The sequence below is a fragment of the Polynucleobacter sp. HIN11 genome (assembly GCF_030297675.1).
GTDB lineage: Bacteria > Pseudomonadota > Gammaproteobacteria > Burkholderiales > Burkholderiaceae > Polynucleobacter.
This window is the reverse complement of the sequence record NZ_AP028142.1, coordinates 1,384,059-1,408,315: the sequence shown is the minus strand read 5'-3', so window position 1 is coordinate 1,408,315 and position 24,257 is coordinate 1,384,059. Positions and strand designations below refer to the sequence as shown.

At 48.6% G+C, this 24,257-nt stretch carries 22 protein-coding genes, 1 pseudogene and 1 riboswitch; of the genes and pseudogenes, 13 read left to right on the top strand and 10 right to left on the bottom strand.

What is annotated here, in order from left to right:
• Window positions 1–17: 17 nt before the first annotated feature.
• Complete coding sequence (locus QUE60_RS07080) at window positions 18–554, bottom strand: hypothetical protein (RefSeq protein WP_286226532.1); 537 nt, start codon at window positions 552–554, stop codon at window positions 18–20.
• Between the two features lie 52 nt (window positions 555–606).
• A complete protein-coding gene (locus QUE60_RS07075; protein WP_286226531.1) occupies window positions 607–2,418 on the bottom strand; it encodes a TonB-dependent receptor domain-containing protein in 1,812 nt (603 codons plus the stop codon).
• Window positions 2,419–2,685: 267 nt separating this feature from the next.
• Window positions 2,686–2,889, bottom strand: a riboswitch (cobalamin riboswitch).
• A gap of 75 nt (window positions 2,890–2,964) precedes the next feature.
• Here QUE60_RS07075 and QUE60_RS07070 point away from each other — a divergent pair.
• From QUE60_RS07070 to QUE60_RS07045, 6 genes are all read left to right on the top strand, one after another.
• Window positions 2,965–3,582, top strand: a complete 618-nt coding sequence (locus QUE60_RS07070) for a Crp/Fnr family transcriptional regulator (protein ID WP_108508908.1) — start codon at window positions 2,965–2,967, stop codon at window positions 3,580–3,582.
• 184 nt (window positions 3,583–3,766) lie between these two features.
• Window positions 3,767–5,503, top strand: coding sequence for an oxalyl-CoA decarboxylase (gene oxc / locus QUE60_RS07065; RefSeq protein ID WP_286226530.1), 1,737 nt, complete (start codon window positions 3,767–3,769; stop codon window positions 5,501–5,503).
• 37 nt (window positions 5,504–5,540) lie between these two features.
• Complete coding sequence (gene frc / locus QUE60_RS07060) at window positions 5,541–6,791, top strand: formyl-CoA transferase (protein ID WP_286226529.1); 1,251 nt, start codon at window positions 5,541–5,543, stop codon at window positions 6,789–6,791.
• Window positions 6,792–6,853: 62 nt separating this feature from the next.
• The gene (locus QUE60_RS07055; protein WP_286227503.1) at window positions 6,854–7,285 is read left to right on the top strand and encodes a PAS domain-containing protein; all 432 of its coding nucleotides are present in this window, start codon (window positions 6,854–6,856) and stop codon (window positions 7,283–7,285) included.
• 102 nt (window positions 7,286–7,387) lie between these two features.
• Window positions 7,388–8,635 carry a formyl-CoA transferase gene (gene frc / locus QUE60_RS07050; protein ID WP_286225118.1) on the top strand — a complete coding sequence of 416 codons (1,248 nt, stop codon included), beginning with the start codon at window positions 7,388–7,390 and terminating at the stop codon, window positions 8,633–8,635.
• Window positions 8,635–9,570, top strand: a complete 936-nt coding sequence (locus tag QUE60_RS07045) for a methionyl-tRNA formyltransferase (RefSeq protein ID WP_286223378.1) — start codon at window positions 8,635–8,637, stop codon at window positions 9,568–9,570. The genes frc (QUE60_RS07050) and QUE60_RS07045 overlap by 1 nt, the downstream gene beginning before the upstream one ends.
• A gap of 3 nt (window positions 9,571–9,573) precedes the next feature.
• Here the strand turns inward: QUE60_RS07045 and panC are convergent, their stop codons facing one another.
• The 4 genes and pseudogenes from panC to metG all read right to left on the bottom strand — a co-directional run.
• Window positions 9,574–10,443, bottom strand: coding sequence for a pantoate--beta-alanine ligase (gene panC / locus QUE60_RS07040; protein WP_286226528.1), 870 nt, complete (start codon window positions 10,441–10,443; stop codon window positions 9,574–9,576).
• Entirely contained in the window at window positions 10,440–11,294 is an 855-nt protein-coding gene (locus tag QUE60_RS07035) for a segregation and condensation protein A (protein ID WP_458574702.1), read from the bottom strand. The genes panC and QUE60_RS07035 overlap by 4 nt, the downstream gene beginning before the upstream one ends.
• Complete coding sequence (locus tag QUE60_RS07030; RefSeq protein ID WP_108508900.1) at window positions 11,287–11,475, bottom strand: DUF3460 family protein; 189 nt, start codon at window positions 11,473–11,475, stop codon at window positions 11,287–11,289. Before QUE60_RS07030 ends, QUE60_RS07035 begins: the two co-directional genes overlap by 8 nt.
• Window positions 11,476–11,545: 70 nt before the next feature.
• Window positions 11,546–13,201, bottom strand: a pseudogene (gene metG / locus QUE60_RS07025) (methionine--tRNA ligase); the annotation flags it as partial.
• Between the two features lie 126 nt (window positions 13,202–13,327).
• On the opposite strand from metG, the gene QUE60_RS07020 reads away from it, so the two are divergent.
• From QUE60_RS07020 to QUE60_RS07010, 3 genes are read left to right on the top strand one after another with little or no spacing between them, the layout of a single operon-like run.
• Window positions 13,328–14,146, top strand: coding sequence for a formate dehydrogenase accessory sulfurtransferase FdhD (locus QUE60_RS07020; protein ID WP_286223374.1), 819 nt, complete (start codon window positions 13,328–13,330; stop codon window positions 14,144–14,146).
• A 48-nt stretch (window positions 14,147–14,194) separates the two neighbouring features.
• Window positions 14,195–14,761 carry a dCTP deaminase gene (dcd, locus tag QUE60_RS07015; protein ID WP_286223373.1) on the top strand — a complete coding sequence of 189 codons (567 nt, stop codon included), beginning with the start codon at window positions 14,195–14,197 and terminating at the stop codon, window positions 14,759–14,761.
• A gap of 6 nt (window positions 14,762–14,767) precedes the next feature.
• Window positions 14,768–17,020 carry an arginine/lysine/ornithine decarboxylase gene (locus QUE60_RS07010; RefSeq protein ID WP_286226527.1) on the top strand — a complete coding sequence of 751 codons (2,253 nt, stop codon included), beginning with the start codon at window positions 14,768–14,770 and terminating at the stop codon, window positions 17,018–17,020.
• A 10-nt stretch (window positions 17,021–17,030) separates the two neighbouring features.
• Here the strand turns inward: QUE60_RS07010 and argH are convergent, their stop codons facing one another.
• A complete protein-coding gene (gene argH, locus QUE60_RS07005; protein WP_286226526.1) occupies window positions 17,031–18,458 on the bottom strand; it encodes an argininosuccinate lyase in 1,428 nt (475 codons plus the stop codon).
• A 53-nt stretch (window positions 18,459–18,511) separates the two neighbouring features.
• On the opposite strand from argH, the gene hemC reads away from it, so the two are divergent.
• Together hemC and QUE60_RS06995 are read left to right on the top strand one after the other, a co-directional pair.
• On the top strand, window positions 18,512–19,441 hold the full coding sequence (hemC, locus tag QUE60_RS07000; RefSeq protein ID WP_286226525.1) for a hydroxymethylbilane synthase: 930 nt from the start codon (window positions 18,512–18,514) through the stop codon (window positions 19,439–19,441).
• A 4-nt stretch (window positions 19,442–19,445) separates the two neighbouring features.
• Window positions 19,446–20,285 (top strand): uroporphyrinogen-III synthase, encoded by an 840-nt coding sequence (locus tag QUE60_RS06995; protein ID WP_286226524.1) that lies wholly within the window; start codon window positions 19,446–19,448, stop codon window positions 20,283–20,285.
• Here the strand turns inward: QUE60_RS06995 and QUE60_RS06990 are convergent.
• The gene (locus tag QUE60_RS06990) at window positions 20,233–20,823 is read right to left on the bottom strand and encodes a chorismate--pyruvate lyase family protein (RefSeq protein ID WP_286223368.1); all 591 of its coding nucleotides are present in this window, start codon (window positions 20,821–20,823) and stop codon (window positions 20,233–20,235) included. The genes QUE60_RS06995 and QUE60_RS06990 overlap by 53 nt on opposite strands.
• 12 nt (window positions 20,824–20,835) lie before the next feature.
• A complete protein-coding gene (locus QUE60_RS06985) occupies window positions 20,836–22,158 on the bottom strand; it encodes a DEAD/DEAH box helicase (protein WP_286223367.1) in 1,323 nt (440 codons plus the stop codon).
• Between the two features lie 141 nt (window positions 22,159–22,299).
• On the opposite strand from QUE60_RS06985, the gene leuE reads away from it, so the two are divergent.
• Both leuE and msrA read left to right on the top strand, forming a co-directional pair.
• Window positions 22,300–23,022 carry a leucine efflux protein LeuE gene (gene leuE, locus QUE60_RS06980; protein ID WP_286226523.1) on the top strand — a complete coding sequence of 241 codons (723 nt, stop codon included), beginning with the start codon at window positions 22,300–22,302 and terminating at the stop codon, window positions 23,020–23,022.
• Window positions 23,023–23,044: 22 nt separating this feature from the next.
• Window positions 23,045–23,590 (top strand): peptide-methionine (S)-S-oxide reductase MsrA, encoded by a 546-nt coding sequence (gene msrA / locus QUE60_RS06975; RefSeq protein WP_286223365.1) that lies wholly within the window; start codon window positions 23,045–23,047, stop codon window positions 23,588–23,590.
• A gap of 11 nt (window positions 23,591–23,601) precedes the next feature.
• On the opposite strand, the gene pdxH is transcribed toward msrA, so the two are convergent.
• Window positions 23,602–24,249 carry a pyridoxamine 5'-phosphate oxidase gene (gene pdxH, locus QUE60_RS06970; protein ID WP_286223364.1) on the bottom strand — a complete coding sequence of 216 codons (648 nt, stop codon included), beginning with the start codon at window positions 24,247–24,249 and terminating at the stop codon, window positions 23,602–23,604.
• Window positions 24,250–24,257: the final 8 nt, after the last annotated feature.

The window sequence follows — 24,257 nt, the reverse complement described above, 5'->3', positions numbered from 1 at the left end:
ACAAGATCGTATCAGAACTAGGCTAATTTCTTTTTGGAGGTCTCGGTCACCAGATAGAACGCTAGCGAGGCAACAGCAACGTAGCAGAGGGTGAAGAACAAATTACCAAAGAAGTAGGTTCCAAAGATCTCAGCAAACCCTAATAGTGAAGCATTGCTCTTTTGGAAATAAAAACCCCCACTTGAGATCAACTCGCAAATTGATACGCCACCAATTAGGGCCACAACAAATTGACTAATCTTAAAACCTTGCTGTTCGAAGTGCTGCCGCAACCACCGACCAGCCAACCAAAGTGCCAAATATGCAGGAATCAGGGCCGCGTACGCAAAGTTAAAGAGGTAATTACCCATCGCCAAGTAGTCGATTACAAAGGCCTGAACTAAAACGATTAAGAAGAGAATGGGGCTCAATAAAAAACCAAGCATGAAAGCAATTGCCCAAGTGGCATCCGGCAGACTCATCATGGAAGCCACATGTTGACCTCGGGTGGCCCACAAAATCAAGGAAAAAATCACTGCAATCCCAACAGTCTTTTTGGTCGAAAGATTAAACATGTTTCCTCCTTGAGTAATGAGCCTATTTTAGACCTAAATTAGCAAAAATCCTTTATTTCATGGCGTACCGAACCCCGACAAAAAGGTTCGATCCCGGGGTATTAAATCCATAGGACAGCTGATAATCTTTATTGAAGATATTGTTCCAACGACCAAAAACCGACCAGTCCTTCGCAAACTCATAGTCTGCAAATACATTAAATAAAGCATATCCACCCATTGCAGCTCCAGCGGGATAGCTATCAAATCGCCTTCCAACAAATGTTCCTTCTATACCGGTCTTGAGATTACGAAGTTTGTAATCAATTCCAGCATTACCAAATTGTTTGGCTCGTTTGGGTAAAACACTTCCAGAGGATTCATCCACAGGATTTTGTTGATCAAAAGAACCGCGAAATGAGGTATTGCCAGATCGAATAGCGCCACCAATCGATAAACCGGTAATTTTTGCTTCACCGATATTTATGGCGCAGCCACTACTTCCGAATCCTGGTGAACACTGACTGGTATTAATGCTGCCAGATCCTTGAATTAGGTTAGTGATCGTATTGGTATAGGCAATCATGCGCGCATCAAATTTTATTGATTCATAATGAATTCCGGCTTCGGTATTTTTGCTCTTCTCGGCCTGAATATTGCTATTTCCATAACCTGGGTAGTACAAGTCGTTAAACGTTGGCGCTCGGAAGCCTGTTCCGTAATTAATATTGGCCCTTAGTTGCTTTGTAAAAAAATAGCCGTAAGAAATTCCCCCCGTGTTCTGAGATCCATAACCCGTAATATTGTCATTTCTAAAGGATGCATTTGCAAGATGAGCCCCACGTTTTAATTGGTAAAGCCCTGCTAGAGAATTTGTATTTCGTGTCTGCGAAAACTGTTCCCTAGGAAAAGGCCAGCTGGAGTTGTAATTCAAATCGTCAGAAAATACATTTTGACTTCGCCTTTCTGCCAATAACTGCAAAGTATCTTCACCAACTTGTATATCGTTTTGCCACGTGTAAATATTTTGCTTCGTGTTGTAAAGTGAGTTGTAAAACAAGTTTTGTCCTGAATCATACGATTGAGAAACTTGAATATAACTTTTCCATACGTTGGTAATTTGATTATTTGAAAATATGGCAAAACTACTTGTGCTACCAATTGATTCCGCCAATTGACTGGGTGTAGCAGATGCTTGTGATTTCAATCGACTTGCAAAAAACTGAATTCCTAATTCTTGGCCACGACTAAATTCTAGGCTTAGTTTCCCTGTCCCGCCATCTCTTGTGTAGCCCATATTTTGAGTGGTATTGTAGGTAGACCGAAAGGGCATATTAGTCGCTATTAAATTGAATCCAGAAGAAACTTCCTGAGTTGCACTTAGAGAGTATTTAACCTGGCTATCTTTTCCAGCTCTGCCAAAAATTCCAGCCTCTGAAATGGTTGTTCCGTAAGTGCCATAACCAGTTGATGCCGATGCCTGAAAAGGACCTTCACCAGTTTTAGTAAAAATTTGAATTACGCCGCCGATAGCGTCAGATCCATAAAGACTACTTTGGGGCCCAAAAATAATTTCAATGCGATCAATAATTGCTAACGGAATAGCCGACCATGTTGGCCCGCCGAGGAAACCTGCTTCAACCCTAACCCCATCAATTAAAAGCAAGCTTTGTTGATTGCTCGTTCCACGCAAGAAAACGCTTGCACCAGCACCGCCACTTCCACTTGCGCCAGTGATCTCTACCCCCCTTTGTCGCTGTAATAGCTCCACTAGACTCGTTTGCCCCGCATCAGCAATTTCTTCGGGGCCGATGAAGACGTAGTCAGCCAAAACGTCGTTGGCACGGGTTGGGGTACGAGTCGCAGTGACAATTACCGGATCCATTGGATTATTGGCTGTACTGACCGAGACATTACTGCTTTGAGCAAATACGGTTGGGTTGCTAAAAACGAGGGTTGAGGCAAGGGTGAGTGCAGATAGGCGCCAACGGTTCTTGGCTCCGAAAGAGTTACGGCAAGGTTGCATGATGAATCCCAAGTTGTAATGCCTGCCAACCTCCCCGTTAGCGGGCGATACAGAATTCGGAATAGGGATGAGCGTCAATGAGGGTGTACGAGTACCCTATATTGGCGCGCGAAGGTCCCCGTTCACGAAGTTCCACCTGTCTTGGCCGGTATCCGGGCTGGTGAACATTAGATTTGGCCTTCCCATGCATTGATACACAGTGGCTTATCAAACCATAGCGCTAAACGAAGAGCGCATTCACTTACCGTTGCGGGGGCAGCACACGTTTGAATAGTGTTTCCCGTTTAACCCAAATGCAAGCATTTGGGCACCACGACAGCCCTATATTACCCTATCTGCGACTAGGAATAACCCGAATATGTGATGTTGAAAGGCTTACAATGAGAGGTTCAAGCATATATTTCAATGACCATACTAGACAGACATCCAGAGAAAAACCTAATTCGCTTGCAGCTAAGCCAAAACATTGTCCTGCGTAATCTAGACCCGGGCAGCATGGCTGAATTAGAGAGCTCTCTTGAGATCTCGGATCTGAAGAAATCCGAGATCTTATTGCGCCAAGGTAACTATCAAATGGAGCAATACTTTGTTCTCGATGGAATCTTGAAGCGCATTGTGTCGAGTGCCGATGCAAAAGAAATGATCTTGCGTTTTGCCATTGAGAAAGATATTGAAACTAGTTATGCCGCTTGGCGCTTACAGCGCGCCGCTCCATACAGCATCGCTTCGGTTACCAAGGCAAGGGTGGCGCGGATGCCGCTTAAAAAGTGGGCTGAGTTTCTAGAGAATCATCCAAAACTGAAAGAAAGTTTCGAGTTTGAGGTAATGCGTCTCATGAGTGAAATCATGGCGCACACCATAACCCTGCACATGCTCGATGCCCCGGGCCGAGTCGAGCGATTTTTGCGGAAATATGAAAACTTGTTCGATGTTTTGCCCAAGAAAGAATTAGCCGCCTATCTCAATCTCTCACCCGAAACTCTAAGCCGTTTAAAGAGTAAACACAAAGAGCTATTTATATAAAATAAAAGGGTTTTTTAGGGGATTGAGTAGGCTCTAACCCTAGGTTTTTATTGGATTTTAGGGGAAATTGACGAAAGTCAATGCTGAAGCTATCTATGAGTCCTAAGATTCGTTTCAGTTCAGCGGAGACTCTTTTATGGAGGCAATGCTGAAGACAACCAATCCCACGGAGAGAAACAACGTTATGTTGACAGCGACGAAAGAGCATTCTGCCAATGCTGCTGCAGAAGATACCCCATTAACCGACGGTTTCCATTTAGTGATCGATGCCTTAAAGGCCAACGATATCGATACCATTTTTGGACTCGTTGGTATTCCAATTACCGATCTAGCTCGCTTGGCTCAAGCGGAAGGAATGCGCTTCATTGGCTTCCGTCACGAACAGCATGCTGGTAATGCTGCAGCGATTGCTGGTTATATGACCCAAAAGCCTGGCATCTGCTTAACGGTGTCGGCCCCAGGATTCTTAAATGGCTTGACCGCCCTTGCTAATGCAACTACCAACTGCTTCCCCATGATCTTAATTTCTGGATCGAGCGAGCGTGAGATTGTGGACTTGCAACAGGGTGATTACGAAGAAATGGATCAGCTCAATGCTGCTAAGCCCTATGCGAAAGCTTCTTACCGGATTAATAAGGCAGAAGATATTGCCATTGGTGTCGCTCGCGCCATTCGTGCTGCGGTCTCTGGACGTCCAGGCGGCGTTTATCTCGATCTGCCTGCACAGTTATTGGGACAAAGTATTCCGGCTCAAAAGGGACAAGAATCATTGTTCCGCGTGATTGATGCAGCACCGAAGCAGATTCCTGCTCCAGACGCGATCAAGCGTGCTATCGATGTGTTGAAGAATGCTAAGCGCCCCTTAATTTTGTTGGGTAAAGGTGCTGCTTATGCGCAAGCCGACCAAGAGATCAAAGATTTGGTTGAGAAATCGGGCATTCCTTATTTGCCAATGTCCATGGCCAAGGGTTTATTACCCGATAACCACCCACAGTGCGCATCCGCAGCGCGTTCATTTGTGTTGGCAGAAGCCGATGCGGTGATGTTGGTTGGTGCCCGCTTAAATTGGCTATTGGCTCACGGTAAAGGTAAAACTTGGGGCAATCATTTGAAAAAATTTATTCAGATTGATATCGCACCGACCGAAATCGATAGTAACGTTCCGATCGCAGCACCTGTCATTGGTGATGTTGGTTCGTGTGTCACCGAGATCTTGAAGCAGATTGCAAACGTTCCCAAGCCCAGCGCTGAGTGGATTAATGCAATCAACGAGAAAAAAGAGAAGAACATTGCCAAGATGGAGGAGACACTCTCCAAGAACCCATCGCCTATGAACTTCCACAGCGCATTGCGTGCAATTCGTGAAGTGGTGAAGGCCAATCCCGAAGTCAATATCGTGAACGAAGGTGCCAATACGCTTGACTATGCCCGTAGCATCGTCAATATGTACAAGCCACGTAAGCGTTTTGACTCCGGAACTTGGGGCATTATGGGTATTGGTATGGGTTACGCCATCGGCGCTGCAGTGGTAAGTAAGTTACCGGTCATTGCGATCGAGGGTGATAGCGCATTTGGATTTAGCGGCATGGAACTCGAAACCATCTGCCGTTATAACTTGCCAATCATCACGGTGGTATTTAACAATAACGGCGTTTACCGTGGTACTGATGTGAACCCCACGGGTGGCTCTGATGTTGCGCCAACCGTGTTTGTGAAGAATGCCCGTTACGACATCATGATGGAGGCGTTTGGTGGAGTCGGATATAACGTCACCACCCCTGAGGAGTTGACTGATGCATTGAACAAGTCATTAGCTTCTGGCAAGCCCACCGTCATCAATGCTGTGATCGATGAAACTGCCGGTACTGAGAGTGGTCGTTTAACCAACCTCAACCCAGCTTCTACTGCAACTAAGAAGTAATCATTAATTGATATAAAGAGTCCAAAGGAGATTCAAGATGAGTAAACCACTAGACGGAATTCGGATTATCGATTTCACCCACGTACAAGCAGGCCCTGCTTGCACCCAATTGCTTGGCTTTTATGGTGCCGACGTCATTAAAGTAGAGCGTCCCGGCTCTGGCGACGTGACCCGCAGTCAGTTGCGCGATATTCCGGATGCTGATGCTTTGTACTTCACGATGCTCAATGGTAACAAGCGTTCCTTAACCTTGGATACCAAAACTCCTCAGGGTAAAGAAGTGCTCGAGAAGTTGATCAAGGTTTCTGATGTGATGGTTGAGAACTTTGGTCCTGGTGCCTTAGATCGCATGGGTTTCTCATGGGATCGCATTATGGAATTGAACCCCAAGATGATCTTGGCTTCCGTAAAAGGCTTCTCCGACGGTCACTCCTATGAGGATCTAAAAGTGTATGAGAACGTGGCTCAGTGTGCTGGCGGTGCTGCATCGACCACCGGTTTCTGGGACGGCCCTCCCACCGTATCTGCTGCCGCATTGGGCGATAGCAATACCGGTATGCACTTAGCGATTGGTATTTTGACTGCCCTCATGCATCGTCAAAAGACCGGTAAAGGTCAAAAAGTGGCTTGCTCAATGCAAGACGCCGTATTGAACCTCTGCCGTGTGAAGTTGCGTGACCAGCAGCGTTTGGATCGCGTCGGTTATCTCGAAGAGTACCCACAGTATCCTCATGGTAAATTTACTGATGTTGTGCCCCGTGGCGGTAACGCCGGTGGTGGCGGACAGCCTGGCTGGGTCTTAAAGTGCAAAGGCTGGGAAACCGATCCAAATGCCTACATCTATTTCACGATTCAAGGTCATGCTTGGGAACCAATTACCAAAGCTCTCGGTAAGCCAGAGTGGGCAACCGATCCAGCCTATATGACTGCAGAAGCTCGTCAAGATAAGATTTTTGACATCTTCGCAACCATTGAAGATTGGCTCAAAGATAAGACCAAGTACGAAGCGGTTGATATCTTGCGTAAGTACGATATTCCATGCGCACCCGTACTCTCGATGAAAGAGATTGCTGAGTCACCTGACTTACGTGCCAGCGGTTCCATCGTGGAAGTGGATCACAAAGTACGCGGCAAGTACCTGACAATTGGTAGCCCCATTAAGTTCTCCGATCTGAAAGTTGAAGTGAAGCCATCCCCAGTTTTGGGCGAGCACACCGATGAAGTTCTCTCAGATCTTGGCTACAGCAAAGACCAAATTGCTCAGTTGCATGCAGCAAAAGCAGTCTAATCGTATTTGTGATTAAGCAATGGCGCCTGCGGGCGCCATTTGTTTTTCAAGGGGAGCGGATCATGGACGATGAGGTCGATCTTCATCAGCTGATTGAGGCGATTGGCGATGCTGTCGTAGTGTCCAATGTAGCAGGCAAAATTACCCTGTGGAATCGGGCTGCCGAAGAAATGTTTGGATACACCGCGGCAGAGGCCTTGGGGCAAAATCTAGACATCATTACACCGGAGCGATTTCGGGCGCGTCATTGGGAAGGCTATCACCACTCGATGGAAAAAGGCGCCACAAAGTACGGCAAGCAAACCCTGCGAGTGCCAGCTATTCATAAAGATGGGCATACCTTGTCGATCGCATTCACGGTCGCCATGCTTCATGATGAACATCATCGGGTTAGCGGTGTGGTTGCGGTGATTCGGGATGAGACCGCACGATTCTTGGAGGAAAAAGAACTCAAAAAGCGTCTGATCGAGCTGGAATCCAAGCCGGGGGCTTAATTGGCGTGTTGACTCAAATTGATCATCGAACACCATTTTTGACTAATACCAGCACTGGTAAAATGGCTTTCATCATATTTTCATACTTTTTAGGACTTTTTTATGGCTAAAGCACTTGAGGGGATTAAGATCCTCGACTTTACGCACGTTCAATCTGGGCCGACGTGCACCCAGTTGCTCGCTTGGTTTGGAGCAGATGTCATCAAGGTGGAGCGCTCGGGTGAGGGTGATGCAACACGCAATCAACTCCAAGATATACCTGATGCCGATAGCTTGTATTTCACGATGCTCAATCACAACAAGCGCTCGATTACCGTGAATACCAAAACACCAGAAGGGAAGGATATTCTGGAGCGTCTAATTAAGCAGTGTGATGTCTTGGTTGAGAACTTCGCTCCAGGCGCTTTGGATCGCATGGGATTTACCTGGCAGCGCATTCAAGAACTCAACCCTCGCATGATCATGGCGTCGATTAAAGGATTTGGACCAGGGCCTTATGAGGATTGCAAGGTGTATGAGAACGTTGCGCAATGTGCGGGCGGTTCTGCATCAACCACGGGTTTTGATGATGGCCCACCCATGGTAACGGGTGCGCAGATTGGTGATAGTGGAACTGGTTTGCACTTGGCGCTTGGTATTGTGACCGCACTTTATCATCGCACCCACTCTGGCAAGGGGCAAAAGGTCGATGCTGCCATGCAAGATGCGGTTCTCAACCTTTGCCGCGTTAAGCTCCGTGACCAACAGCGTTTGGAGCGCAACGGCACGATGCAAGAGTATCCACAGTTTCCCAATGGTAAGTTTGGTGATGCAGTGCCTCGCGCGGGTAATGCATCTGGTGGCGGCCAGCCCGGTTGGATTTTGAAGTGTAAAGGCTGGGAAGCTGATCCTAATTCCTATATCTATATCGTAGTTCAAGCAGCTGTCTGGGAAGCCATTTGTAAAGTGATTGGTCGTGAGGATTGGATTACCGATACTAATTACGCATCGCCAATGGCGCGCTTACCACGTCTGATGGGAATCTTTGCAGAGATTGAGAAGTGGACCATGACCAAGACCAAGTTCGAGGTGATGGATATTCTCAATCAATATGATGTGCCCTGTGGCCCAATCCTCTCGATGAAAGAGATTGCTGAAGAGCCTGCCTTGCGTGCCACTGGAACAGTGGTGGAAGTTGACCACCCCATTCGTGGTAAGTATTTGACCGTTGGTAATCCGATCAAACTATCGGATAGTCCCACCGAGGTCACTCGTTCCCCCCTATTGGGCGAGCACACCGACGAGATCTTGCAAGAACTTGGCTTTAATATCGATGATCTGATTGATTTACGACATAAGAAGGTCATCTAATGCGCATTGCACTGATTGGCAGTCAAGATTTTGGTAAAGCCGCGCTTGAGGCTTTTCTGGAGCGTGGGGATGAGGTGGTGGCTGTGTTTTGTCCACCCGATAATCCGAAAGCCACCAAGCCCGAGATCCTTAAAGAGACCGCTTTGGCTCGGGGCCTCAATATGCTCCAGTTCCCAAGTCTCAAGGGGCCTGAGGCTGCCAATGCAATGCGCGATAGCAAGGCTGATATTTGCGTGATGGCCTATGTATTGCAATTTGTACCCCAGGATTTAGTGAAGATTCCTCGGTTTGGCACGATTCAGTATCACCCATCGCTGTTGCCAAAATACCGTGGTCCCAGCGCCATTGGTTGGTCGATTGCTTTGGGCGAAACCAAAACCGGATTAACGATCTTTCGACCCTCAGATGGTTTAGATGAGGGTGAAATCATTTTGCAAAAGGAAGTACCAATTGGTCCAGACGATACCCTAGGTCAGGTGTACTTTAATCATCTCTTCCCATTGGGGGTAAAGGCATTATTGGAAGCAGCCGACCTCGTAGCGGCCGGCAAGCATCAAGAGATTGTGCAAGATGAGTCGCAAGCAAATTATGAAGGGTGGTTTGACCAAGCCGCCGCTCGGATTCATTGGTCAAATCACGTCAGCCAAATCTATAACTTGATTCGGGCATGCAATCCAGCCCCAGGTGCATGGACTGCGCTTAATGGTGAGAAGGTTCAGATCTATGATGTGCGCAAGCATGTCACCCCGACCTTCGGATCGGTTAAGGGTAAGCCTGGCGAAGTGGTTGAGGTTAGCTCAGACTCGTTTAAGGTGGCCTGCCATGGCGGCCAGATCGAGGTTCTGAAAGCCAAAGTTGGAAAAGGTTCCAAAGTCTCTGGCTCTGAGTGTGCCAGTGCAGCCGGTATTCAAGTCGGCCAGTTCTTTGACGCTTAAACCTTAGATCTCGAGGTTATCAATCAGGCGGGTCTTGCCAAGTTTGGCAGCCGCCAAAATAACGAGTTCTTTCTTTGCCAGTAAATCATCATGGCTGGGTGCTAGCAAATCGGCGCGTTTACGAATCGCGATGTAGTCAGGTTGCCAGCCACGTTGTGTCAGGGCACTGCTAGCCTTCTTCTCCAGATCACGCAGGGATTGATCTAGAGGTTTCGGGTTACTAGCCCGATGAATGGCATCTAAAACATCTAACCGTAGTTGTTGCAGACTGGCTTGCAAATGCGGGGCCTCAGCGCGCTCGGCATCACTGAGATAGGCATTGCGCGAGGATAGTGCCAAGCCATCATCAGCCCGAATAGTTTCACCAGCCACAATCTCAACGGGCAAGGCAAATTGATGGGCCATCTGGCGAATAATCATCAATTGCTGGTAATCCTTTTTGCCAAAGACCGCAACGCGCGGCTGAACGCAGGAGAATAGTTTTAGGACAACGGTACAAACCCCCTTAAAGAATCCGGGACGGAACTCGCCTTCCAAAATATCGCCCAACTGCTTGGGTGGATCCACACGGTATTCCTGTGGCTCGGGATACAAGACCTTCTCAGTGGGGGCAAACAGGACATAAACCCCTTCCTTTTCAAGCTTCTCGGCATCCGCCTCTAGAGTGCGCGGGTATTGATCAAAATCTTCATGAGGACCAAATTGCAGGCGATTTACAAAAATACTGGCAATTACTGGATCACCGTGCTGCCTTGCAATGCGCATTAAGGAGAGATGCCCTTCATGCAAATTACCCATGGTAGGAACAAAGGAGGCACGATTTTGGCCGCGCAACTGGTCGCGCAGTTCTTGAATATCAGTAACGATCTTCATGCGCTTGGTGTATAAGCCAGTCGGACGTAGATGGGCGCGTAGGGCTCGGCTTGCGTGATTTCAATGAGAGATTCACGGGAGAGTTCAAGCATCGCAATGAAGTTCACCACAATCACGGGGACACCATTACCAGAACGAATGGCATCCTCAAATAGCTCGCTGAATTCGACAAAGCGGGTGTTCTGTAAGCGTCGCAGAATACGTGTCATGAAGTCACGAACCGATAACTGCTCGCGTGTAATGGTGTGGTGTTGATTAAGTTTGGCACGGTGTAAGACATCACGCCAGGCCATCTGTAAATCTTCGAGGTTCACCTCGGGCCAGGTGACCGCAACGCTGGTATCGACATAGCCATGAGCCACCTGAAAGTCACGACCCACTTGCGGAATACGATCAAGTTCTTGGGCAGCTAATTTCATGCGCTCGTATTCCAGTAAGCGCCGTACTAGCTCAGCGCGTGGATCTTCGACCTCTTCATCACTGTCTGCTTTTTTCATGGGCAGGAGCATGCGCGATTTAATCTCAATGAGCATCGCTGCCATTAGCAGATACTCGGCCGCCAGTTCAAGATTGTGATGACGGATTTGGTCGATATAACTGAGGTACTGCTGCGTGACCTCAGCCATTGGAATATCGAGGACATTGAAATTCTGTTTACGAATCAGATACAGCAGTAAATCCAGTGGACCTTCAAAGGCTTCTAGAAAAACCTCCAGAGCATCCGGTGGAATGTATAAATCATTTGGTAACTGAAACAGCGGTTCGCCATACAGCTTGGCAAACGCAGAGCTCAAGCCATCAATTTTTTCTTCTGATGGACCATTGGGGAGCGGTTCGAGCTCCTCAGTCATTGCCATAGACGTAGGCGCGTTGCTTGACTTTAGCCAGTTGGTTGCGTCGGATCTCTTCGGGGCTCAGTGCAGGCTTATCCCACAATAGGGCACGACCTTCACGCTGCGCTTGTTCCAGATGGGGATTTTGAGACTTGAGTTTTTCTAAAAACAAGGTGGCTTGAGATTTATATTTCTTCATAAAATCAATAATTTAGCTAATAAAACAAATTCCAACACCCTTCATTATTAACGATTTTTGGGGAGTCTTAGCGATTTAATTGGAGGAGAGTCTCGACCTGGGTTGGCTCAACCCGGGTCATTAAATGACGATAAGGTTTGATGGCCATGTCGCTCTTTAATGATTTGCGGATATCGTGCCATTGCATGGGCTCAATCGATAAAAATTCTTCAACTTGAGTAACAAGATTTGGCAAGACAGGCTTTAAATACAAGCTCAAGCGACGGAAAGATTCTAGGATGACGCTACACACTTCATGTAGTTTGCTTGACCCTTGTGGATCCTTGGCAAGCTCCCAAGGCTTGTTCTCATCGACGTAGGCGTTGACCAGATCCGCGAGCTCCATAATTTGACGTACTGCTTTTGCAAATTCGCGAGATTCATAAAGATCTGCGATTGAGTCACTTGCATTGGCAATCGATTCTAGTAATGGATGCGTCATCGCTGCATCCGTAACTCGACCCTCAAAGCGTTTTACTAAAAATCCAGCGGTACGACTAGCGATGTTGATGTACTTCCCCAAAAGATCGCTGTTAACGCGTGCCACAAAATCTTGGAGGTTTAGATCCAGATCCTCCATGGTTGCATTCAACTTTGTTGCAAAGTAATAGCGAAACCATTCAGGATTAAGACCAGCTTCAATCACACTGTTGGCAGAAATAAGCGTGCCACGTGATTTACTCATCTTCTCGCCATCCACGGTTAAAAATCCGTGAGCAAAAACATTGGTGGGTGTGCGATAGCCTGAAAAGTGCAAGGTCGCAGGCCAAAAGAGCGTATGAAAATACAAAATGTCTTTACCAATGAAATGGTATTGCTCGGTAGTGCTATCGGGCTTAACCCAGTTTGCAAAATCAAGGCCTCGTTCCTTGCAATACTTTAGGAAGCTCGCGTAATAGCCAATGGGAGCATCAAGCCATACATAAAAATATTTACCGGGCGCGTCGGGGATTTCAAAGCCAAAGTAGGGCGCATCGCGCGAGATATCCCAGTCACCTAGTTTGCTATCCCCCTCGGTGCCCACCCACTCTTTCATTTTGTTCTTCGCTTCAATCTGCAGCGGGGTTTTCACTTGGGTCCAGTCGCGCAAGAATGCTTCGCAGCGTGGATCCGAGAGCTTGAAAAAATAATGATCTGAGACCTTGCGAATTGGCGTGGCACCACTCACCACGGAGTATGGATTCTGGAGATCGGTGGGCGCATACGTGGCGCCGCATTTCTCGCACGAGTCGCCATATTGGTCAGCAGCTCCACATTTAGGGCAGTTGCCTTTGATGAAGCGATCAGGCAGAAACATTTCTTTCACCGGATCGTAGGCTTGCTCAATCGCCCGCTTTTCAATCAATCCTGCCTCTCGCAACTTCAGATAAATTTCCCGAGATAGCTGCTCATTCTCAGGACTATCGGTGGTGTAGTAATGATCAAAGGAGATCAGAAAGTGATCAAAATCCCGCTTGTGTTCATGCCACACCTTGTCGATTAGCTCTTTGGGAGTAATTCCTTCTTTTTCAGCTCGTAGCATGATTGGGGTACCGTGGGTATCGTCGGCACCGACGTAATGCACCTCATGGCCACGCATTCTTTGGAACCGAACCCAAATATCCGTCTGAACGTATTCCACGAGATGTCCAATATGGATTTGGCCATTGGCGTAGGGTAGGGCGGAGGTGACGAGCAGTTGACGCATATCAATCATTCTTATTAAACATTGATTTTAGACTGCGGTTAAAGTGTATGGTGAGATACCGTGGGGTATCGATGATGGACAAAGATCAGACCGCCGATGAGTAAGACTTCGCAATCCACTATTGCAATGACAAACGCTTCTGTACCCGTGGTTCATGAGGTGGCGATTATTGATGAGTTAGGACGCCAGAAAACTACTTTTATTCCAGGCGAGCGCTCCTTGACCATCTACTTGGATAAGCGCGAAGTGGTGACTCTCATGACCTTGGGTGCCGCGCCTGAGGCTTTGGTCTTGGGATATTTACGCAACCAACGACTGGTGGAGTCGGCTGAGGATATTGAGAGCATTCAGGTTGATTGGGAAACCGACTCAGCGGCGGTCAAGACCCGCAGAGCCACAGTCGATATTGATGCAATCACCAGTAAGCGTGTAGTGACCACGGGCTGTGGCCAAGGCACCATGTTTGGTGGGTTAATGGAGGATATGGCCCAGATTCGGCTACCAGACGGCCCTAAGCTTCATCAGGCGGCGATTGTGGATCTCTTGGAGCAAATCAGGGCTCATGAAACCATCTACAAGAAAGCGGGCTCTGTGCATGCCTGTGCGGTATTTGAGCGTGCTGGGGACGATCGGGTCAGACTCTTGCATCTGATTGAGGATGTGGGCCGGCACAATGCAGTTGACTCCATTTCGGGCTTACTTTGGTTGGCTAAGCGCCAAGGTGAGGACCTCATCTTTTTTACGACCGGGCGCCTAACTTCGGAGATGGTGATCAAGGGGGCTCAGATGGGTATTCCCTTTTTGCTGACCCGTTCCGGGGTTACGCAGATGGGATTGGAGCTGGCCAAAAAGACCCATTTAACCTTGCTCTCGCGCTGCTCTGGCAAGCACTTTGAGATCTATAACGCCCCAGAGCGTGTGGTTTTTCAGACACCCTCGACCTGAAAGCGAGGGTTTGTGTCCACTTGGGCACGAAAGTCTTACAATCCCGCCATGACTATTAAATCTGACCATTGGATTCGCCGGATGGCCGAGGGGGGCATGATTAGCCCCTTTGAGCCCGGCCAAATTCGGACGAACGCCGCAGGGCAAAAAATTGTGAGTTATGGCACATCAAGTTATGGCTATGACATTCGGTGCGCGAATGAGTTCAAGATCTTTACCAATATCAACAGCACGATTGTGGATCCGAAGCAATTTGATGAAAAGTCATTTGTGGATTTCAAGGGTGATGTCTGCATCATCCCCCCTAATTCCTTCGCCTTGGCAAGAACGGTGGAGTATTTCAAGATCCCTCGCAATGTGTTAACCATTTGCGTAGGCAAGAGTACCTATGCGCGTTGCGGAATCATCGTCAATGTCACACCGTTTGAGCCCGAGTGGGAAGGTTATGTCACCTTGGAGTTTTCGAATACCACTCCATTGCCAGCCAAAATTTATGCGGGCGAGGGTTGCGCTCAAGTCCTTTTCTTTGAGAGCGATGAAGTATGCGGTACCTCTTACAAAGATCGTGGCGGTAAGTACCAAGGCCAACACGGCGTTACGTTACCCAAAACCTAAGCCATCATGAAATTTCGTTTCCCGATCATCATCATTGATGAAGACTTTCGCTCCGAGAACATTTCGGGTTCTGGTATTCGTGACCTTGCAGTTGCGATTGAGAAGGAAGGAATTGAGGTGATTGGTTTGACCAGTTACGGTGATCTCACTTCATTTGCGCAGCAAGCCTCACGGGCATCGTGCTTCATTTTGTCGATTGACGATGAAGAGTTTGATGCGGTGATGGATCCTGAAGATAGCGATCTACCAGCAATTGCCAACCTGCGCTCTTTTGTCGTCGAAGTGCGTAAGCGCAATGAAGATATTCCGATCTTTTTGTATGGTGAGACCCGTACATCGCGCCATATTCCCAACGATATTTTGCGTGAGCTGCATGGCTTCATTCATATGAATGAAGATACGCCTGAGTTCGTGGCGCGTCACATCATTCGTGAGGCTAAGGTCTATCTTGATTCCTTAGCGCCCCCGTTCTTTCGGGCGCTCACCCACTATGCCTCCGAGGGTTCGTATTCCTGGCATTGCCCGGGGCACTCAGGAGGCGTTGCCTTTTTGAAGAGCCCTGTTGGTCGTATGTTCCATCAATTTTTTGGTGAGAACATGTTGCGCGCCGATGTCTGTAATGCGGTGGAAGAGTTAGGTCAGCTCTTAGATCACACCGGACCCGTAGTGGCCAGCGAGCGCAATGCCGCACGTATCTTCAATGCAGACCATTTGTTTTTTGTCACTAATGGCACATCGACTTCGAACAAAATTGTTTGGCACTCAACAGTGGCTCCGGGCGATGTGGTTCTAGTCGATCGCAATTGCCATAAATCGGTGATTCATTCGATCATGATGATGGGTGCGATCCCAGTATTTTTGATGCCCACCCGTAATCATCTTGGCATTATTGGGCCTATTCCAAAAGAAGAGTTTGAGTGGGCCAATATTCAGAAAAAGATTGCGGCTAACCCCTTTATCAAAGATAAAAATGTTGTGCCACGGGTCTTAACCATAACCCAGAGCACCTATGACGGGATTGTCTATAACGTTGAGATGATCAAGTCCATGCTCGATGGTAAGGTTGATAGCTTTCATTTCGATGAAGCGTGGTTACCGCATGCAGCTTTTCATCCTTTTTATCAGGACATGCATGCGATTGGTCAGAATCGTAAACCTCCACAAAAGAGTTTGTTGTTCTCAACCCAATCAACCCATAAATTACTCGCTGGCTTATCGCAAGCCTCCCAAGTCTTGGTGCAGGATGCCCAGGAGCGCAAGCTTGATCGAGATTGCTTTAACGAGGCCTACTTGATGCATACCTCGACCAGTCCTCAGTACGCGATTATTGCTTCATGCGATGTATCGGCAGCCATGATGGAGTCACCCGGTGGCACCACCTTGGTTGAAGAGTCGATTGCGGAAGCCTTAGATTTTAGGCGTGCGATGCGTAAGGTCGATGAGGAGTTTGGCTCTGACTGGTGGTTTAAGGTTTGGGGCCCAGATCATTTGGCTGAAGAGGGCATTGGAACGCGTGACGATTGGATTTTGGAGCCCAACGCCTATTGGCATGACTTTGGTCCTTTGGCCAAGAACTTCAATATGCTTGATCCGATCAAGGCAACGGTGGTTACTCCGGGCTTGGATATTGAAGGTAATTTTGGTGAGATTGGTATTCCGGCAAGTATCGTGACCAAGTACCTGGCCGAGCACGGCGTGATTGTTGAGAAGACCGGGCTCTATTCATTCTTCATCATGTTCACGATTGGTATTACCAAAGGGCGTTGGAATACTCTCGTGACCGAGTTGCAACAGTTCAAGGATCACTTTGATAAGAACCAACCCCTGTGGAAGGTGCTGCCTGAGTTTGTTGCTAAGCACCCCCGTTACGAACGCGTGGGACTACAAGAGATTTCTGCGCAAATTCATTCTTTTTATAAGAGCCGCGATGTAGCCCGCATGACCACTGAAATGTACCTCTCGAATATGGAGCCAGCGATGATTCCAGGCGACGCCTGGAGCAAGATGGCCCATAAAGACATTGACCGAGTACCGATTGATGAGCTTGAGGGTCGCATTACCGCCATGCTGGTAACACCATATCCCCCGGGCATTCCACTGCTGATTCCGGGTGAGCGCTTTAATAAAGCGATTGTGGATTACTTACGCTTTGCACGTGACTTTAACCAACGGTTCCCGGGCTTTGAAACCGATATCCATGGCCTAGTTAAAAATGCCGATGGCAATAACGGTTACTACGTCGACTGCGTGCGTGCTTAACGAGTTTTAATTACTTCTTTTTCAGGGCGGTGCGGGCACGTTTAATAGCTGCAATGACCTGTTTGGGGGCAGTACCTCCCACATGATTGCGGGCACCCACTGAACCCTTAGGGGTTAATACCGCAAACACATCCTGAGTAATTAACTTAGATTTTGTGGTTAATCCGCAAGCCTTAATGAGCTCCGCCAGAGTGAGATCGCTTAAAGCACAATCTTTCTCAACGCAGCGTTTGACTGCATGAGCAACCGCCTCATGCGCATCCCGAAATGGCAATCCTTGCTTAACCAAGTAATCGGCCAGATCCGTAGCGGTTGCAAAACCCTCTTCTGCTGCGTATTCCATTGCGGCTTGATTAACCTTGATGTGAGGGACCATATCCGCAAAAATTTGGATCGTTTGGCTAACTGTATCGACGGCGTCAAAGAGAGGCTCTTTATCTTCTTGATTATCTTTGTTATAGGCAAGTGGTTGCCCTTTCATGAGGGTGAGAAGAGCAATCAAATCACCATTCACCCGCCCGGTCTTGCCACGGGCTAACTCAGGGACGTCGGGATTTTTCTTCTGCGGCATGATTGAGCTGCCGGTACAAAACCGGTCTGGCAAATCAATAAAACCAAAGCGTGGGCTGAGCCACAAAATCAACTCCTCAGACAATCTGGAGACATGCATCATGAGGATTGCAGCGTTTGCACAAAACTCGATTGCGAAATCACGATCAGACACTGCATCGAGCGAGTTTTGGCAGACTCCATCAAAACCCAGGGTTTTGGCAACACGGGCCCGATCAATCGGATAGCTGGTACCAGCCAGAGCGGCGGCACCCAAAGGTAATTGGTTCACTCGCGCACGGCAATCGGCCAAGCGCTCTGCGTCACGGGTAAACATCTCGTAGTAAGCGAGCAGATGATGTCCAAATGTCACGGGTTGAGCTACTTGCAGATGGGTATGACCCGGCATGATGGTATTGGCGTGCCGCTCCGCCAAGTTGAGAAATGCCTCGCGTAAACGTGTGAGGTCACCCAAAATTAAATCAATTTCACTTCTTAGCCATAAACGAATATCGGTGGCAACTTGATCATTGCGTGAGCGGCCAGTATGTAGACGTTTGCCCGCATCCCCGATCAATTTGGTAAGCCTAGCTTCAATATTGAGGTGAACATCTTCAAGGGCTAATTGCCAATCAAAGCGTCCAGACACAATTTCTTTTTCGATCTGGGCCATGCCCTTTTGAATGGCCATGAAATCAGCCTTCGAAATGATTTTCTGGGCAGCCAGCATCTCGGCGTGGGCCAGAGATCCGGCAATATCCACAAGGGCTAGCCGCTGGTCGAAGGCCAGTGAGGAAGTGTAGTGCTGAACTAGGGAATCGACGGGTTCAGCAAAGCGGCCAGACCACGCTTTGGATTTATTGGCTAAAGAATTTTTGGATGAGCTCATAAACACAGTATATTGTGTGTCGTAACAGTTTATTTTAATTCTGAAGTTGCCCTATGAGCCCAACGCGTTTAGTTATTGCCTCTCGTGAGAGCAGGCTTGCCATGTGGCAAGCCGAACATGTTCAAGCATGCCTTAAAAAGTTGTACCCCGGCTGCGAGGTCATCATCCTAGGAATGACCACCAAAGGCGATCAAATCTTAGACCGCGCCCTCTCTAAAGTGGGGGGCAAAGGACTCTTTGTAAAAGAGCTGGAAACCGCTCTGGAAGATGGTCGCGCTGATCTTGCCGTGCACTCATTAAAAGACGTGCCGATGGTGATGCCAGACGGCTTTGATCTGTCATGCATCATGGTGCGCGAGGACGCGCGCGATGCCTTGGTATCCAATGACTATGCCAGCTTGGCTGAGTTACCCGCAGGAGCAGTGGTCGGTACCTCAAGCTTGCGGCGTGAAGCGATAATTCGGAGTCAGTATCCTCATTTACGGGTTGAGCCATTGCGCGGTAATTTAGATACGCGGATGGCCAAGCTGGACCGCGGTGAATACCAGGCCATTATTCTGGCTGCCGCTGGCTTAAAGCGCCTAGGGATGGGTGCTCGCATTAAAGCACTGTTGCCTTATGATCCCCATACCCCAGCTGCTGGCCAAGGGGCATTAGGCATTGAAACCTTAAGTGCACGCCCTGATGTGAAAGCCTGGCTGGCGCCTTTAAATGATTTACCAACCGCTCTCGCAGTGACCGCCGAGCGGGCGGTATCACGTAAATTGGGTGGCTCGTGCGAGGTGCCTCTGGCGGCTCACGCACAATGGCAAAACCCGCAAGAGCTCTCGATGCGCTCCTATGTGGCCAGTACTGATGGTCGGCAAATTTGTTTGGCTTCTGGTTCGCGTGCGATCAGCAATTATCAAGAAGCGGAAGCATTTGGCCTGGCGATTGCTGATGATCTGATTGCGAAGGGGGCGGCAGCCTTATTGCCGTACTAAATCTGTGAAGGGGTTTGAACCGGCGATCATCGTAACCCGACCGACCGGTCAAGCACGCCGCTTAACTGAATTAATCCAAGCAGCTACGCAGGCAGTTTATCCATCGGTGCGGATGGTGAGCCTTCCCTTGCTGACGATTATTCCAAAAAATGATTTCGCGCTCCTAACACAATTACGCACAGCCTTACAACGCTCAACACTGATCATTTTTGTGAGCCCCAATGCGATTGAGTGCGCCATGCGAGCCGTTGATGATGCGAACTCGTCTTGGGGGCAATTAGTGAATCCTGGAGTAAAGATTGGGGTGGTGGGGCAGAGCAGTCAAGAGGCGCTGATCCGGCACGGCCTAACCAAAGCATCCATCTTGGTTCCCGCCCACGATGAATCGGACTCTGAGGGTCTATGGAGGGTCCTTCAATCCAAGATCACTGACTGGCCTAAGGAATCTGTTTTGATTATTAAGGGAGAGGGGGGTCGTGAGACCCTAATCGAGCAATTGCGTTCAGTTGGCGCTGGGCTTGAGATCGTATCAATTTACTCGCGTGTTCCATTAGATCTTGCTAGCCCATTATGGCAGTCGTGCACCGAACTTGATCCACTGCATACGTTGTGGACCTTAACCTCGTCTGAGGCGGTGCGGCATTTGGGTGAGCGCTGTAAAGAGGTCAACCGAATTCCAAGACTTGCGATTGAGAATAGCTCGGCTTTGTGCAGTCATGCCAATATCGCATATGCAGCTCAGCAAATCGGTTTTAGAAATATCTCGGTTTGTGAGCCGCGGGACGAGTCGATTAGTCAGTCTGCGGCAGCTTGGTTAGCAGAGCAGGTAAAAAGATTTCCATAACCAGTAGAGGGTGACCGTTGAGTTGGTAGAGTGTGCGTCTGGCCCAAACGCGTTTGGGGAGATCCGCATACCGTCGTTGGCAAGCTTTCCACTCTGGATGATGATGGTCCAAACGAACAATTTGCCGAATGGGGCGAAAGCGCCCTTTGAGAACTTTGGCAAATAAAACGGCACCCAAGGGTTTATGACCCAATTTCAGAATCGTATGGTTACTGCCAATCGAACTTGTGATGGGCAATACGCTACGCGCCATCACAATTGGCTCACCCTGATCGCACAGCAAAATCTCACGAACCCGCGAGCGATGGATTGGGCGTCGAAAGAATTTTTTTTCGGATGCAACTAAATTTTGTTTGCCATCGGCAAGGATTTGTAATTCAAGGTGGCGATCTTCGGGATAGTGAAGTGCTTTCTCGAGTTTGCGTGTGAGCGATCCAGTATCGCTTAACCATTCTTGTAATGCCAATGGAGCACCCAAGGGTGCACCATGGTCAAGTTGATGCCAGGTCGATGGGGAGCGAGACTTCCGCCACAACATACAAGGCGCTAATTAGTGCTGACGTGTGCTATTTTGAAATGAGCCAGTACGTGAACCAAAGCGCGGCCCTGAACTTTTACGCGCCTGACCCCCAAACTTGGGTTTAGTGCGTTTGGCAGCTCCAGGGCGATGATTAGGTTTATGTGAGCTTGGTTTTTGTTGAGGCTCAAGACCTGCAATTTCAGCAGCAGCCATGGGTTGCTGAGTAAATCGCTCAATCGCTCTAATCTTCACGCGATCACGATGCTCGGCTAGTGTAATGGCGATACCATTGCGCCCAGCGCGACCTGTACGACCGATACGGTGCGTATAGTCCTCAGGTTTCATAGGCAGACCAAAATTGATCACGTGACTGATTCGGGGCACGTCAATTCCACGCGCAGCTACATCAGTGGCGACCAAAATCCGGGTTTGGCCTTTGCGTAATGAATCGAGGCGACGGTTGCGAACGGCCTGTGGCATCGCGCCATGCAAGGCGCTCGCTTGATAGCCATTGGCACGCAAGGTGTCAGCAATCTTTTCGCTTTCTACTTGGGTGCTCGCGAAGACAACTGCTTGATCGAGCTCGGGGTCGGAGAGCAGGTGCTCCAACAGGCGATGCTTGTGCGCCATGTTGTCAGCCCAATGAAGTTTCTGGGCGATATTGGCATGCGCTTCACCAGCATGGGCAAGCTCGATCCGTTTGGCATCTTTTGTGAGGTTTGACGCTAGGCTCATGATGCGCGGGGCAAACGTTGCTGAGAACATGAGTGTTTGAGAACGACCTTTGCAACGCTCATCAATTGCCTCAAGATCTTCAGCAAAGCCAAGATCCAACATGCGATCAGCCTCATCGACCACCAAGCACTCAACTTGATCTAAGCGAATGGCGCGTGAGTTAAATAAGTCCAGTAAGCGACCTGGAGTCGCTACCACTAAGCTTGCCCCCTTAATCGCTTGGATTTGCTTGCCGTAGGGCATACCACCCATGATGGTGGCAATCCGTAGGCTCTTGATACCGCGCGCCAGATTAATCGCATCGGTGGCAACTTGTTGCGCTAGTTCGCGGGTTGGACACAAGACCAAGATCTTGGGCTGAGCGCGACCAGGTACAGGGCTACCATTGGGATTGGCAAGAACAAGTTGATGAAGAAGTGGCAATAAAAAAGCAGCAGTTTTACCGCTTCCAGTTTGGCTGCTCACCAATAAATCGCCGCCCTCGAGGGCCGCAGGAATAACCTGTGCTTGGACGGGGGTGGCTTGTGTATAGCCCAGCGCCTCAATGTTCTTGAGTAAGGGCGCAGCTAAGTTCAATGAAGCAAATGAATGGTTCGTAATTTCAGCAGAATGTGACATGCAATACCCATCCTCTTATAGGATGGTCTCCGGTTGTGCGCCAAGTTTATGTAAAGGCGCGATGGTCAAGGGCATCGACCATCAGACAAGCGGCAGCGGGGTAAAAACCAAAACGCTGAAAAATGTAAATTGCTGGGGACGATGTTTCAAAAAGCCCTCCATTATGACACGTTTCCTGTTTATGATCTAGTCATGCTGGATTGGATGAATTTGACCCATGTTGGCGTCGTACAGTTGCCAACCTTTATTCTGGGCACCATCGCGATTGTTTTATTGCCGGGCCCAAACTCCCTTTATGTTCTGACAGCCTCATCCAAGCTGGGCTGGAGGGCCGGGGTGTGGGCATCATTGGGCATTGTGGTGGGCGATTCAATTCTGATGATTGCCATTGTTTTAGGGGCTGCATCCCTCTTACAAAACTCTTCTGGCATTTTTATGGCATTACGTTGGCTGGGGGCGATTTACTTGCTGTGGCTAGCTTGGGGCCTGATGCAAACCGCTTGGAATCGTTTGCAAAGGTCCTCCTCACAAAATAGCGCTCCAGCAAGCACCATGCGACTTATACATATGCATCCATTTGTGGCTGCACTCGGTTTATCGCTCACCAATCCCAAGGCCATTTTTTTCTTCATCTCCTTCTTTACCCAGTTTGTCGATCCACAATTTGCCAATCCAGCCCAGAGTTTTTTATACCTTGCCATCATTTTGCAGATGATTAGCATCACCTACTTGGGGGTACTGATTTGGGTTGGTGAAACTCTGGCTCATCGAATGGAGCGCCATCCGCAATGGGCGGCTATGCTGTGGTTTGGGGTTGGCGCACTATTTATCTATTTTGCGTTACGCTTATTGATAGGCGGTTAAGTAAAAACAGTATTGGAGAATCTTGGTGGCAACGATCTTAGAGAAGGCGATATTGGGCGGTGGGTGTTTCTGGTGCCTCGAGGCGGTCTATCAGCGCGTTCAGGGCGTTACGCATGTGATCTCGGGATATGCTGGTGGCCATGTTGTTAATCCCAGTTATGAGGCGGTCTGCTCGGAGTCGACTGGGCATGCCGAGGTTGTTGAGATTGAGTTTGATCCCAGCATTATTTCCTATCGGCAGTTGCTAGAGATCTTCTTTGTGATTCATGATCCAACCACATTGAACTACCAGGGTAATGACGTAGGAACGCAATATCGCTCGGTGATTTATGCCCTTAACGATCAGCAATTGCAAATCGCTAAAAACCTAGTCAAAGAGCTTGAGGAGCAAAGACAGTTTTCTGATCCGATTGTTACGGAAGTGATCATGGCCCCCGTTTTTTATCCTGCGGAAGACTACCATCAGAATTACTATCGCAATCACCCATTTCAGGGTTATTGCATGGCAGTTGTAGGCCCTAAGGTTAGTAAGTTTAAAAAGACTTTCTCATCTTTACTGAAAGATTGAGAGAGAACCTTCTATGGCGCCAAGCGACTAATGCGCCATGTCTCTTGAGCCTTGGTGTACAAAATACGATCATGTAAACGTGAGGGGCGACCTTGCCAAAACTCAATCTTCTCGGGCCTTAAACGATATCCTCCCCACTGGCTTGGTCTTGGGGGATTTTCGCCAAATTGTTGTTTAAAGCGTAATTCTTCTTGTTCTAAAAAAGCACGACTTTCAATTTCTCGGCTTTGGGGTGAAGCCCAGGCGCCTATGCGGGAGGCTGGGGGGCGTTGAAAAAAGTAATCATCGCTCTCAGCTGCACTTAGTTTGGAGACAATCCCATTAATCCTTACTTGGCGTTCTAGCTCGTGCCAATGAAATAGTAGTGCCGCTTGTGGGCGGATTGCAAGCTCTTGCCCCTTTTGACTTTCGTAATTCGTAAAGAAACAAAAATCACCTTGGCTGATTCCTTTTAATAAAACCACCCGGGCTGAGGGCGTACCTGATGCATCTGCTGTTGCTAGCACCATGGCATTGGGTTCCGGACATTCTGCCTGACTAGCTTGCTCAAACCAGCTTTCAAACAGGATGATGGGATCGAGAGGCAGCTCACGTTCCGATAGTTGCCCTGCGGTATAGTTTTTCCGTAAATCGGCTAAGTTTTTACTGATTGAACTCATGGATTGAG